The 13,094-nt window shown below is 60.1% G+C and carries 11 protein-coding genes; 4 read left to right on the top strand and 7 right to left on the bottom strand.

Features of this window, described 5'->3' with window-relative positions:
• Nucleotides 1-36: 36 nt before the first annotated feature.
• A complete protein-coding gene (locus ACSQ8V_RS31145) occupies nt 37-528 on the bottom strand; it encodes an Lrp/AsnC family transcriptional regulator (RefSeq protein ID WP_436185567.1) in 492 nt (163 codons plus the stop codon).
• A 151-nt stretch (nt 529-679) separates the two neighbouring features.
• Here ACSQ8V_RS31145 and ACSQ8V_RS31140 point away from each other — a divergent pair, with 151 nt between their 5' ends.
• Nucleotides 680-1,891 (top strand): M20 aminoacylase family protein, encoded by a 1,212-nt coding sequence (locus tag ACSQ8V_RS31140; protein WP_436208349.1) that lies wholly within the window; start codon nt 680-682, stop codon nt 1,889-1,891.
• Entirely contained in the window at nt 1,891-3,099 is a 1,209-nt protein-coding gene (locus ACSQ8V_RS31135; protein WP_436208348.1) for a diaminopropionate ammonia-lyase, read from the top strand. The genes ACSQ8V_RS31140 and ACSQ8V_RS31135 overlap by 1 nt, the downstream gene beginning before the upstream one ends.
• Here the strand turns inward: ACSQ8V_RS31135 and ACSQ8V_RS31130 are convergent.
• The gene (locus tag ACSQ8V_RS31130) at nt 3,096-4,316 is read right to left on the bottom strand and encodes an NAD(P)/FAD-dependent oxidoreductase (RefSeq protein WP_436208347.1); all 1,221 of its coding nucleotides are present in this window, start codon (nt 4,314-4,316) and stop codon (nt 3,096-3,098) included. The two genes, ACSQ8V_RS31135 and ACSQ8V_RS31130, sit on opposite strands and share 4 nt — an antisense overlap.
• 305 nt (nt 4,317-4,621) lie before the next feature.
• Between ACSQ8V_RS31130 and ACSQ8V_RS31125 the strand changes: the two genes are divergently transcribed.
• Nucleotides 4,622-5,131, top strand: coding sequence for an RrF2 family transcriptional regulator (locus tag ACSQ8V_RS31125; RefSeq protein ID WP_436208346.1), 510 nt, complete (start codon nt 4,622-4,624; stop codon nt 5,129-5,131).
• A gap of 45 nt (nt 5,132-5,176) precedes the next feature.
• On the opposite strand, the gene ACSQ8V_RS31120 is transcribed toward ACSQ8V_RS31125, so the two are convergent.
• Nucleotides 5,177-6,118 carry a LysR family transcriptional regulator gene (locus ACSQ8V_RS31120; protein ID WP_436208345.1) on the bottom strand — a complete coding sequence of 314 codons (942 nt, stop codon included), beginning with the start codon at nt 6,116-6,118 and terminating at the stop codon, nt 5,177-5,179.
• Between the two features lie 108 nt (nt 6,119-6,226).
• Between ACSQ8V_RS31120 and ACSQ8V_RS31115 the strand changes: the two genes are divergently transcribed.
• The gene (locus tag ACSQ8V_RS31115) at nt 6,227-7,738 is read left to right on the top strand and encodes a CoA-acylating methylmalonate-semialdehyde dehydrogenase (RefSeq protein ID WP_089164015.1); all 1,512 of its coding nucleotides are present in this window, start codon (nt 6,227-6,229) and stop codon (nt 7,736-7,738) included.
• A 121-nt stretch (nt 7,739-7,859) separates the two neighbouring features.
• On the opposite strand, the gene tssJ is transcribed toward ACSQ8V_RS31115, so the two are convergent.
• The 4 genes from tssJ to tssA all read right to left on the bottom strand — a co-directional run bounded on the left by tssJ (nt 7,860) and on the right by tssA (nt 13,035).
• The gene (gene tssJ, locus ACSQ8V_RS31110; protein WP_436208344.1) at nt 7,860-8,525 is read right to left on the bottom strand and encodes a type VI secretion system lipoprotein TssJ; all 666 of its coding nucleotides are present in this window, start codon (nt 8,523-8,525) and stop codon (nt 7,860-7,862) included.
• Between the two features lie 16 nt (nt 8,526-8,541).
• Entirely contained in the window at nt 8,542-9,510 is a 969-nt protein-coding gene (tssG, locus tag ACSQ8V_RS31105) for a type VI secretion system baseplate subunit TssG (protein ID WP_213765303.1), read from the bottom strand.
• An 83-nt stretch (nt 9,511-9,593) separates the two neighbouring features.
• Entirely contained in the window at nt 9,594-11,408 is a 1,815-nt protein-coding gene (gene tssF / locus ACSQ8V_RS31100; protein WP_436208343.1) for a type VI secretion system baseplate subunit TssF, read from the bottom strand.
• A gap of 19 nt (nt 11,409-11,427) precedes the next feature.
• Nucleotides 11,428-13,035, bottom strand: coding sequence for a type VI secretion system protein TssA (tssA, locus tag ACSQ8V_RS31095; protein WP_436208342.1), 1,608 nt, complete (start codon nt 13,033-13,035; stop codon nt 11,428-11,430).
• Nucleotides 13,036-13,094 lie beyond the last annotated feature (59 nt).

The following is a 13,094-nucleotide window of genomic DNA, read 5'->3' as shown; positions in this document are numbered from 1 at the left end:
AAGCCTTGATGACCGGTGGAGCCGGCGAAGCAACGCTCAAGCCGATCCGCTGTCAGCCTCTTCCGGGTCGTCGATCTGAATCTTCGTCTCGAACTTCGAGCAGTTCATCGCGAAGTTGCTCTTGAAGTTGCGCACGTTGTTGTTCGACGAAAACAACCGCCGCGTGAACGCGTGATACCGCTCCATGGACGCCGAGTTCACGATCAGCAGAAAATCGAACTCGCCCGACACTTCGTAGCAGGCCATCACATCGCCTTCCGCCATCATGCGGCGCTCGAACGCGCGCAATAGCGAGTCGTTCTGCTTGTCCAGTTCCACCGATACAAACACGGTCAGCGGCCTGCCGACCCGCATGCGATCAACAATAGCGACCTCCTTCAGCAACACGCCGTCCGAGCGCAACTGCGCGATCCGGCGCTGACAGGTTGCGACCGATGCATTGGCCTCGGTGGCAAGCACGCGTAGCGGCGTAGCCGCGTTCTCTTGCAGCAGGTTGAGGATTCGAACGTCCAGCCGGTCGAGTGCCATGGGGTGTCCTGGGATGAACGCAGCGTTTGTCGAATTTAAGGGCTGAAAATAGAACGGAATTATCGGTCATCGGCATCTAAATGAGATTTTTTCTCAGCAGACGGTTCCTATACTGGAGCACAGCAGGAATCGAGCGGACACGGGGAGAAACATGATGGACACAAGCAGCGCGGCCTTGGACTTCGATCGTCAATTGACGCAGTGGCGACACCGCTTTCATCGCGCGCCCGAGACCGGTTTCGAGGAACACGAGACGAGCGCCTTCGCGGCGGAGGTGCTTGAGGGCTTCGGGCTTGAGGTAACACGGGGGATCGGCGGAACGGGATTTGTCGCGAGCCTGTCTTGCGGCGACGGTCGTGATGTGATTGGTCTACGCGCGGAGATGGACGCGCTCAACATTCATGAGCAAGCACCGGAGCGCAGCCATGCATCCGTTCGCGCCGGCAAGTCCCACGCTTGCGGACACGATGGCCACATGAGCATGGTGCTCGGTGCGGCGAAGCTCTTATGCGAGCGGCGCGATTTCAACGGGACCGTGCGTTTCATCTTTCAGCCTGCCGAAGAACACGGCAAGGGCGCGAAGGCGATGATCGCCGACAAACTGTTCGAGCGCTTTCCTGTAGATGAAATCTATGGTGTTCACAACATTCCAGGCTTGCGGGCGGGCGCCATCGCAACGCGGGCCGGCGGCATCATGGCGAGTGAGGATAATTTCGTTATCCGTATTAATGGACTCGGCGGCCATGCTGCGCGGCCGCATATGACCATCGATCCAATTGTGATTGCCGCAGAGATTGTGCTGGCTTTGCAGACGGTTGTATCGAGGAGTGTCGATCCCGGTGTGCCTGCGGTGATCTCCTGCACGGAGTTGTTCACCGATGGCATTCGCAACGCGATTCCGGGACACGTGATCATCAAGGGCGATACACGCAGCTACACGCCTGACGTGCAGCGCTTGCTCGAGAGCCGGATGCGCAGCATCAGTGAGGGCATTTGCGCGGCTCACGGCGCCGAATGTTCGTTCGAATACACGTATGAGTTTGTTCCCACGGTGAATACGCCGGAATGCGTTCCAACAGCGATCACGGCCGCGACGGCGATCGTGGGCGCGGCGAATGTAGACGGCAACGTGGCCCCGATGATGATCTCGGAAGACTTCGGCGCTTTCCTTCAGGTAGTGCCTGGAAACTTTGCGTTCATCGGCAATGGCGCTGAGGGCGAGCCGGGTGCGACGCCGCTTCACAACGCCCGCTACGATTTCAACGACGCCGTCTTGCCCATTGGCGCGCGTTATTTGGCTGAGATCGTGTGCACGAAACTGCCGGTCGTCGCTGACCAGAACCCGATCCAGAGGAAAGTTTGATGCTGCAACATAACACCAGCGCGCGCCGTGGGCGTTACGACGAATCGCTTCGCGACATCCTGAACATTCAAGCCGCCGATGAAAGCCGCGCGTGGTTATCGACATGGGATGGATTGAACGCCGGTCCGACACCGTTGTGGGCTCTGCCGAATCTTGCTGCCCGACTGCGTGTTGGATCGATCAGGGTGAAGGACGAAGGCCATCGTTCTCCGCTTGGCAGCTTCAAGGCGCTGGGTGCACCCATTGCGCTGATCCGTTTGATTCGACGCCTTTGGCCTGAGAAGGACTTCGTTCCGGCGAAGTTAACCGCTGGGCATTACAAGGCGTTGATGCAGGACTTCACGGTCATCAGCGCGACCGATGGCAATCACGGCCGTGCATTGGCCGCGGCTGCGCGCAGTATTGGTTGCCGGTGCGTGATCGTGCTGCATCGCCACGTGAACGATGAACGGCGTATCACCATAGAACAGTTGGGTGCGCAGATCGTGCAGATCGACGGCAACTATGACGAGTCGGTGAAGGAGGCCGCGCGCCTGGCAGAAGAGCACGGCTGGCACGTCGTTTCTGATACCTCATACGACGGATATGAAACTATCCCGCGCGATGTGATGCAGGGATACGGGACGATCGCCGCCGAGGCAATCGAGCAAGGTGGCGAAGATCCTTATACGCACGTGTTCATTCAGGGTGGCGTGGGCGGACTGGCGGCTGGCGTCGTCAGTTATTTCGCCGAACGCTTCGGCGAGCGGCGGCCGCTTTGCGTGATTGTCGAGCCGGGCCAGGCGGATTGCCTGTTTCAAAGCGCGGTCAGAGGACGGGCAGCGCTCGCTACCGGCTCTGTCGACTCGATCATGGCTGGCCTTGCTTGCGGAGAGGCATCGCCGCTTGCGTGGCGTTTCCTGGCCGTTCTCGCCGATTTCTTCATGACCATTTCCGACGATGCCGCCGTCGATGCCATGCGGATCTTCGCCCAGGGTGCTGAGCGCGATGTGCCTGTCGTGGCGGGGGAGTCGGGCGCGGCGGGTCTTGCCGGGCTTATCCAGGCGAGCAGCAGCGCGGAAGATCGCGCTGCGCTCGGGCTCGATGAACGGTCGAGCGTGCTGCTGCTGAACACAGAGGGCGCTACTGCGCCGGCGTTATATGAGCAGTTGACGGGATTGCGCGCCGATGAAGTGCTGAAGGCGCAGCGACGCCGGCTGCCAGCCTAAGCGACTACCGAGACCGCGGGATCGGCCGCGGCGAATGCTGCTTCGCGATCGGCAGCAGGCGGATAGATCCACTCGGTGCAAATCTGCCGCTTGAGCGCTTTCGCTTCCGGGCCGACGAGCTTGATCTGGCGATCCCAGCCTTCGGTATAAACCGCCCCCCACGATCCGAGATCGAGGCACGTCACATATACCGGCTGCCGATAAGGCAAAAGCTCCACGCCGACCAGATCAGCCGCCACATTGTGGCCCCCGAACCGGCCCATGTTCATCGCGTGCTGGCATGACATGAGCGCGTGATTTCCCGCGTCGTCGGTAGCGGCGAAGGCGACATCGCCGGCGGCGAAGATGTCTTCTGTTCCCAACACACGCAGGTCCGCATCCACATGCAAGCGACCGAGCCGATCGCGCTCGGCGTCAAGCTTTTTCGTGAGCGCGTTGGCGCGCATGCCCGCTGTCCAGATCACCGTCTTTGTATCGATGCGCTCGCCGGTCGATGTGACGATCCCATCGGTATCGATGGCGCTCACTGCCGTGCCCAGACGCAGTGTTATGCCGAGTTCGGTCAATGCTTGCTCAATCACAGGACGGGGACCGAGGCCGAGATCCGGGCCGATTGCATCGGCTTGTTCTATCACGATCACATTCACGGACGCGGTGCTCCCCAGCACGGACCGCAAGCGCTCCGGAAGCTCAGTCGCTATCTCGATGCCCGTAAATCCGCCGCCCACCACGACCACCGTGTTGCGCGCGGGCGTATCAGGTTGATCGGCGAGATTGCCGAGATGCGCTTCGAGAAGCGCAGCGTCCCCGATCTGGTCGATACTGAACGCCGCCGTAGCGAGGCCCGGCACCGGAGGACGAAAGAGCGAACTTCCGCTGGCCAGCACAAGCTTGTCATACCGTACCGTGAATGTGTTTCCGTCCGCGCCGACGGCCTCAACTTCGCGGGCCGGCGCACGAATGTCACTCACGCTGCCCTGGATAAAGCGAACCCCAGTTGCCGCGAAGAGCGGCAACAAGGGCGCTTTCATGCCTAGTGGATTGGATTCGTGAAGACGCGGCCGGACGTGCAGCATTGGCTCGGGCGCAATCAAGACCACTTCGATTCGCTCTCCCGACTTGTTTGCGATGTCCAGCAGGCGAGCCGCACCCAGCGCGCTCCACATGCCGGCGAAACCGGCTCCGACTACCAATATTCTCTTGCTGTTATCAGTCATTTTTCAATTCCATTCATTGATCAGGTCATTTCACTTCGATGCCATGCGTTGTGATTTTCAGGCTCGAGATCGGAGGTCTGTTATTCGCATAACTACGACTATAGATGTCGTAGTTATGTTTGGCAAGCGCGTACTTCATCGACCCGTTTTTCAGATGATCGTGGTGCGACGGATTGGATATCCACGAAATTACGCTTTTAGAAGCGCATATAAGATAAATGTGACGAAGTGTCGAGATTGACGTTGCTCGTCACCGACTGATTGCATAGAATGTGGAAACTAGGATTTATCGAGTCGGAGATAAGATGAGCCACATCAGTTCGGGCGTCGAATATGCGCTGCACTGCCTTTTGTATTTGACCGACGCGCCCGCCGGCGTGGGCGAGGCGAGCGTACGTGACCTGGCCGAGCTGCAAGGGTTATCGGTTGATTACGTCGCCAAGCTTTTCACGAAGCTTCATAAGGCAGGATTGACCGTCGCTACGGAGGGTGCGCGTGGAGGATTCACGCTCGCGCGACCGGCCGAACGGATCACCGTGCTTGACGTTGTACAGGCTGTCGATGGTCCAAAGCCGCTTTTCGATTGCCGCGAAATTCGCGCACGCTGTGCAATCTTCGGAGATACCGCGCCCAAATGGGCGACAAGCGGCACGTGCTCTATTCACGCAGTGATGCTGGACGCCGAGAAGCGCATGAATGAAGTGCTTGAAGCGCAGACGCTGGCGAGTCTGGCGGCGCGAACGGTTGCAAAAGCGCCGCGCACTTACCACACCGATATCGTCAACTGGATCGACAATCGGGCGACCAGCCGTTAGCTCGCTGCGCAATGAGTGAGCGCGACGATTTTTCGGGCGCGGACGCTAATCGGAGAAACCGTTTTCGAAGGTCTTGCGCAGATAGGAGACAAACGCGGTCACTGCACGCGGCACGTGCGACGCGTACGGTCGGACCACATAAAGCTGTTCAGCGAACCCTCCCTTGGGCTGCCACTCCGGCAGCGCCTTGATCAACTGCCCGGCGCGCAGCGCAGCTTGCGCGCTGAAATCCGGTAGCAGCGCAATGCCGAGATCATCGAGTGCAGCGTCGCGCAGGGTCTCGCTATTGTTCGCGGAAAACGGCCCGTTGATAGGCACCGTCACGCGCTCGGCCGCGGTCTTGCGTCCCGTCGCGCGTTCGAATGTCCAGGCAGGCGCCTCTTGCGCGCGCGGATAGAACAGGCAGTCATGTGCGGCCAGATCTTGCGGCGAGGCGGGTGTGCCGCGCCGGCGCAGGTACGCGCGCGTAGCCACGATCACCGAGCGGGTTGCGCACAGTGTCCAGGCAACATGCGTTTCCGGCGCGGCGGCGCTATGGCGGATCGCGAGATCGAAACCCTCGCTGGCAAGCGAACTGATGCGGTCCGACACTTCGAGCTGCACGCGTACTTCCGGATTCGCCCGAAGAAAGGCTGACAGATGCGGCACGAGTTGCTGCCGCGCGAACGCCACCGGAGCGGTGATGCGCAACTCGCCGCGAGCGATACCCGCCGAATCGCGCACGCCCGCGAAACTTTGCGCAATCCCCTCATATTGATCGCGGGTTTGATCGACCAGACGTTGCCCCGCCTCCGTCAGCCGAACGCTGCGCGTTGTGCGCTGCACCAGCGAAACGCCTGCCGCGCGCTCCAGCTCGGCAATCCGCTGGCTCATGGCCGCCTTGCTCACGCCCAGCCGCGTGGCGGCGCGCGTATAGCTGCCTTGCTGCGCGAGAATGGTCAGCCAATAGAGATGAGTCCAGAGCGCCTCGACGCGTTGCGTTTCCATATCTTCATTGTTCACCATAGAAAACAATCATTTCAATCATAGCGCCTTTGCAGACGCGTCTGACGTTCTTACACTCTGAAGACTCCCATCTCATTCAGGTGTCACATCATGCAGAGCTTCAGCGATCGCGCGGACGTCGGCCACTTCATCCAGGGCCGCCGTGTTCCCGGCACGGGCACGCGTACCCAGCCGATTTTCAATCCCGCGACCGGTAAGGAAGCACGCACGCTGCGTCTGGGCGATGTCGCCGATGTGGACGCCGCCGTCGCCGGCGCGAAGAAAGCGTTTGTGGCCTGGAGCGAGACGCCGCCCATCCGGCGCGCGCGCGTCATGCTGCGCTTTTTGGAACTGATGAACAAGCATCGCGACGAGCTCGCCGCGATCATCACCGCCGAGCACGGCAAGGTGTTCAGCGACGCGCAGGGCGAAGTGTCGCGGGGTATCGATGTAATCGAATTCGCTTGCGGCATTCCGCAGCTTTTGAAGGGCGACTATACCGAGCAGGTATCGACGGGTATCGACAACTGGACGACGCGTCAGGCGCTTGGCGTGGTGGCAGGCATTACGCCGTTCAACTTCCCGTGCATGGTGCCGTGCTGGATGTTCCCGGTCGCTATCGCTGCGGGTAATGCGTTCGTGCTGAAGCCGAGTGAGCGTGATCCTTCGGCGGCGTTGTTCATGGCGGGGTTGTTGCAGGAAGCCGGGCTACCCGATGGCGTGTTCAGCGTGGTGCAAGGCGACAAGGTCGTGGTCGATGCGCTGCTCGTGCATCCCGATGTGAAGGCCATCAGCTTTGTGGGTTCAACGCCGATCGCGAATTACATTTATCAAACCGGTGCGCAGCATGGCAAGCGCGTGCAGGCGCTTGGCGGCGCGAAGAATCACATGGTCGTGATGCCGGATGCGGATATCGATCAGGCTATCGATGCGCTCGTTGGCGCGGGTTATGGCTCGGCGGGCGAGCGTTGCATGGCGATTTCGGTGGCTGTGCTGGTGGGTGATGTGGCCGACAAACTGATTCCGCGGCTGGCGGAGCGGGCGCGTACGCTGATCGTCAAGAATGGCATGGAGGCCGATGCCGAAATGGGCCCGATCGTCACGCGTCAGGCATTGGAACGCATTGAAGGTTACATCGCGCTGGGCGTGGAAGAGGGTGCTTCGCTGGTCGTCGATGGACGTGGTTTGAAGGTGCCGGGGCATGAAGAAGGTTTCTTCACGGGCGGTACGTTGTTTGATCACGTGACGCCTGAGATGCGCATTTACAAGGAAGAGATTTTTGGTCCGGTGTTGGCGTGTGTGCGGGTGAAGGACTTCACCGAAGCGGTTGATCTGATCAACGCGCATGAGTTTGGTAATGGGGTTGCTTGTTATACGCGTGACGGGCACATTGCGCGTGAATTTGGGCGACGGATTGAAGTGGGGATGGTCGGGATCAATGTGCCTATTCCCGTGCCGATGGCATGGCACGGGTTCGGTGGCTGGAAGCGTAGCCTGTTCGGCGATATGCACGCGTACGGCGAAGAAGGCGTGCGGTTCTATACGCGGCAAAAGTCGATCATGCAGCGGTGGCCGGAAAGCACGGAGAAGGGGGCTGAGTTTGCGATGCCTACGGCGAAGTGAAGGGCGGCGTCGAAGATGGCGACCGCTTCGGCCGTTTAAATTGAGTGGTGGTCGTAGTTCCAGAGGTCTGGTCGATTAACCGGGCAGTCGTTTGTCCGACCGAAGGTTAATCGACGCGCGATCAGGCCGGGCGTGCCCAGTCATCTCTTACGGGTGCGACTTTGCTTGCCGGCTTGACCGGCGGAGTCGTGCTTGGGCTAATGGGTTGTGCCGCGCCGGGACTTGCCGTTTGCGGTGCACGGTGCCGCGTGACGGCCTCGGCGCCGATACCAGCAACACTTAACGAGCTGTCTCGAACCTCGACCTTCACGGGATCGGTCTTCTTCCACTGTTTCTTCGGTAACGTCAACTTCCATTTCGCATCCCTTCCATCATCGCGGAAGAACGCAACGATGCCGACGTACTCTGCGTCGTCGCTCATCGGCTCACTGATGCTGGCGTTCGCGTTAGGCCGAAGCACGAGATCCGTCGATCCAAGCAGGTCAGCCTTCAGCGCATCCAGATCATTTGTCTGCAATTGCGCGTAGTCGAGTTGATCGAACGCTTGCGGTGTCTTCAACTGATAGATTCGCACTACAGTCGACAACGATTGCCCGGTGCCGTTTGTATTCGAGGACGACCGACTGACGAAGTCGAGGTTCATGGTTTTCACCTGCGTGGTGAACGCCCATTTCGCCGCGTCCACGGTTCCGGTTTTCACGGACTGGGCCACGCCGCATCCCGCGAAAGTAAGAATGGCGCACGCCGCAGCGGCGAGTTGCGTCTGTCGGATCATCGTGGGATTCATGCTGCGTTCCATTGTTTTAATGTGTTGTACGTGTGTTCGCGGTTCGACCGTCCCACGTGCCGAGTTGCACACGCGTGATTGCACCCGTTTCGTAGGGTCGCTTGACCTGCTGCAGCTGGCTTGTGTAGCCAAGGCGAACCTGATCGGAAGCGATATCCGCTCTCGGCATCAAGTCCGGCGAGACGTGCATTTCCAGATGCGCGTTCGCTTCGTAGCCAAGATAAAAGCGCAGCAGCGCCATGATTTCAGCATGTACCTCATGTCCAGGCGTCAGGCCCAACACCGATTCGGTTGTCGTTGGTGCGATCACGACCCGCGCACAATTGCCTCGATCGTAGAAGCCACGCCCCAGCACGCAGTTCTCACCCAGCGCAGTTGGCTCAAACTGGTTTAACTGAATCCATACCGGATGAAACTCCGTAACCGTAATGGTTGCGTCGGGAACAGCGTGTTGCAGCACGCCGGCAAGCCCCTCGGCCGTGCGAGTGCGCTGGCTGGCGAGTCCCAGCATTGAAAGCAGTTTGCGTGTGCCGACCGTCTGCTCGATCGCCGGATGTCCGATCCCCAATCCGACGAGACTGAGCAGGCAGCGCGAAACGTCATCGTCGCCACCTTTTTTAAACCCCGCCGGAAACCGATACTTGCGCCACGTCCGATAGAACTGCGTTGCGATCCTGTGATGGAACATGTCAAGAAACCCCGACAGCGATTCAGCGCCGTCACGGTTCTGCGCGACTTCATCGATGAAATACGACGGCATGCGGGCATCGACGCCGTATAGCCCCAGAAACGTCGTGCGGATAGCCGGTGGTTTCAACGCATCGTCGTAATCGAATTCAACCGCATCGATTTCCCTGCCTGGAAACCCGAGTCGAGCACGCGAGCGAAAACGTACCGGCTCGTTTTTTAGCGAGTCAGTCGAGCCGAGCGACGGCAGATTCGGCGCGGCGAGTTCAATCAATTCGCAAAAGCGCATGAAGTTCATGCGCGTCGCGTCGTGCAGCAAAGCGGGCAGCAGCGCACGCTCCGCACGCGCTTCACGCACCGGAAACTCTCGATGGGGCGCGTTCAAAACGGTGCGCCCTCGGCTTTGTTATCGGGCCACGTTATCCGGCGTCCACTCGGCAACGAAATGACCACCAGCTTCGTATAGATATTCATCGTCGCGTACAGCGCGAGGAAGCGATTGAGCATTTCACCGAACAACGCGAGATCACCGTCGCCCGCAAACTTGTCGCTGTTGAGCGTCACCTCGATTTCCACACCGCGGAGCAAACCGCCCTTGACGAGCTTTTGCAGGGGGCGATGCTTGACGTCGATAATTGCATCGATACGCCGCCGGTTCAGCTCGCCATCGGTCCAGTCGTAAAGCGCTAGACTGCCGCGCAGAATTTCTGCATCGAGTAGAGACAGATAGTTCGGGGCGAGATGCGAAAGCACGCGCCAATGAAAGCGGTCACCTGTCGGCGGATAAACTGGCAAGGTCGGCGCGGTGAGGTTTCTCACCGATGCCACGTTCGTAAAGCCGCCGCGCGTGCGGTTGATACTTGCTTCGCGCAGGCCCTTGCGTGGCAGCATGCCGTTGGTGCCGGTCACCGTCAGTGATAGTGTTTCCTCGGGCAGCGTGGTCTCGCCTTCCCACGCATGGCCGCCTAATACAACCCACGTGTCGAATCGTCCTGAGGGTCCCCGCCGTGAACGCGTATGGAAATATCGCTCGGGCATCTCATGGCGCAACATGCCGCCGCGATGGCGGAACGACGCAAACGGCGCGTACTCGAAACGCGTACCGTTGGACGTTTCGAAGCCGACGACGGAATCGACCGAATACGCCTCCACAAAATCACCCCGTGCCTTCACCGTATGCACCCGATACTCCGTTTCGAAATGCGAGACCGTGAGTGGGTCAGCCTGGATCGTGAACAGGTTGATGATCGGCGTGCAGAAGAGCCGGACGTTTTCTGCTGTGAAGCGCATGTCATCCGGGTAGGGCTGGGCAAGAACGATTTCTACATCGAAGTACGGGGCGGCTTGGGGAATCGATTGCACGTCGAGCCCCACGAGATCCACGAACATGAACTTCTCGGGGAACGTGAAGTATTCAAGCAGCAGTTGATAACCACCGAACGCATTATCGGCTTTGGGCCACAGGCGTTCGTCAGCCTTGAATCCGGCCGCCTCCACGCGCAGCCCTTGCATGGTTTGCGGCAGTCCCGGCCGGTCCTCGGGATAACCCGGAATGCGAACATGAACCGCGAGCGGGGCTGCGGTCAATGCGGTGTAAAGGCTGAGTGCAACCGGTCGATCCGCATTCAGGTAAAGCCGCAGACGCGGTATGTGCATCTGCGCGCGCGGTATCTGCGGCTGCAATCGCAGCCTGAGCTTGATCACCGAGCGGCCGTCTTCGCGTGAGTAAGCGTTCGCTTCAGTGAGCTTGACGGGATACAAGTCGACCGCTTGCGTGGTGCGATAGACGCACTCGACCCGCTCGTCATCGACAGGAATCGGATCGGCCAGTACTTCAAGGCCTGCTGCAAGCACTTCATGGCTTTGCAGCGAACCTTCCGTGGGCGTGACTTCGAGTATCGACAGCGACGGAATCATCCGAAGATAATGCGGCCAGAGCATGCTGACGAGACCTTCTGTGAGCTCTGGCAGTTCGTCGTCGAGTTTCTGGCGCAGGCGGCCGACGAGAAACGCAAAGCCTTCGAACAGGCGTTCGACGTGCGGATCACGGTCCCCGATCCGGTCAATGTTAAGCATCTTCGCGCGGTCAGGGAAGGCTTGCGCGAACTCCTTGCCGGCCTCGCGCAGGTAGCGCATTTCCGCTTCGTAGTAGCGCAGGACGTCGTTGTCGTTGGGACTGTTCGAGGGCTTGGTCACGGGTCTGGTCTTTGATGGGCTAGTCGAGCGCAACGGCGCGGGCGGCGTCGATGGCGGTTAATTCGCCGATCAACATGTCGATGCGTTGAGCGAGTGCCGGCTTATCCGCGTCCTTGCGCGTCATACGGACTTTAAGCAGGCGCATCAGGTGCTGCTTGGCTTCGAATGCGAGCGAGGGTTCCCATAGCGCCAACTCGAAGCGGCGCGCTGCGATATCCACGCTCGATAAAAGGTGCAGCGCCGTGTCCGGACGTTCGGCGCGCTCGGCGACCCGCGCCATGACCAACTGCCTGACGAATCGGTCACGATCGCCGTCCTGCGCGGGCAAACGTTGCAGCCAGGAGAACGCGGAATCCAGTCCCTCTTGCGTTGCAAGCGAATTGGCTTTCGCTTCGGTTTCAGCCCAGTCCGTGTTGGCCGATTGCGCGGCGACAGGGATCACGATTTCACCGCGATCGATGTCCCGAACGGTCGCGTAGCGCGCGATCCATTCGAGGGTGGAGTCGTCGGCGAATGGGGAACCATCGGAGAAAGACAGCAAGTGGAAACCGGGCAGGCGTTCGAGCATCAGCGCGCAGTCGGTTGCCGCGAGATCAGGCACGGGCGCGTATTCGCCGCCCGCCTGTTCTTGTCCAACGAATGCGTAATATTGCAGGTCAAGCCAGAAGTGATTGGCGCCCTCAGCGAATGCGAGTTCAACGCGATCGAGCAGTTCGAGCCATTGCTTTTGCATGAGCAGGCGCTTGAGTTGCGCGCGAAGTTCGGCGCGTGGGGGAACCAGGCGCGTCTTGCTCGTGGGGTCGCACGGCGGCACTTCGGTGAGCGTGTCCCATCGGATGCAGCGCATCAGGCGATAGGCGGCCAGATAGCCCTGCGGTTGTTCGCGCAGGAACGTTGCCATTTGACGGGCACGGTCGAGCAGGTCGCGCGTTGATGACACTTCAGTCGATGAGGGCGGTATCGCGGCTGTGCTTACCCCAAACGGAGAGGCTTTCGGCAAGTTGTCCGCAGCACTCGGCGATTCAATCCGCCCCTCAAAGCGCCGATACAACCCGCTGAGTTGCGGTCGCGCGTTGTCCGGCCACTCGGCGGTGCGTTCGGTGATGAGCGCGAGCGCTGAGAGCGTTCGCTCCAGCAGATCACCGGTCAGCCCCTGCACGCGATCAAGCCGGTCAGCGAAGGTCGCGCCGGCGAGCCATTCGAGCGCGGACTTGCGCGTTTCTGCTCGTGCCGGGAGCAAGTCCATATCGAAACGATCAATCAGCGCCGACAACAGTTCAAAACCTTCGGCCACACCTTGGGCGCCATCGCGGCGTATGCGGCCATAGACGTAATAAACAGCCACGCGCGCGTCCTTCGCCGAATCCTTCAGAAGCCGTTCAGCGGTGTCGATAATGAGCGTGTCGTTCACGTCCGACAGCTTCGCCACTTGCTCCTTGATCGCGAGAAACCCGTCATCGTATCCCGGGTCTTCACCGACGTGCGCGGCCTCGGTCGCGACATCGCCCGGGTGCAGTTCGATGATCGGCTGCAGCCACGCGTCCCATTGCGATTGCGAAGAGCGGGCGAGGTCGGACGGTGTACGTGTGCCGAAGAGCGCGTTGAGGAGCTTCGAGAAGGTGATCATGCGGTGCGGGCTCCTGGCGATAGGACGGTCGTGATGGCGGGAACAGCGGCCTGTGGCGA

It is taken from the genome of Caballeronia sp. LjRoot31, assembly GCF_964253885.1.
Lineage (GTDB): Bacteria > Pseudomonadota > Gammaproteobacteria > Burkholderiales > Burkholderiaceae > Caballeronia.
Note: the sequence above shows the minus strand (reverse complement) of the source record. Positions and strands in the feature narration are given on the sequence as shown.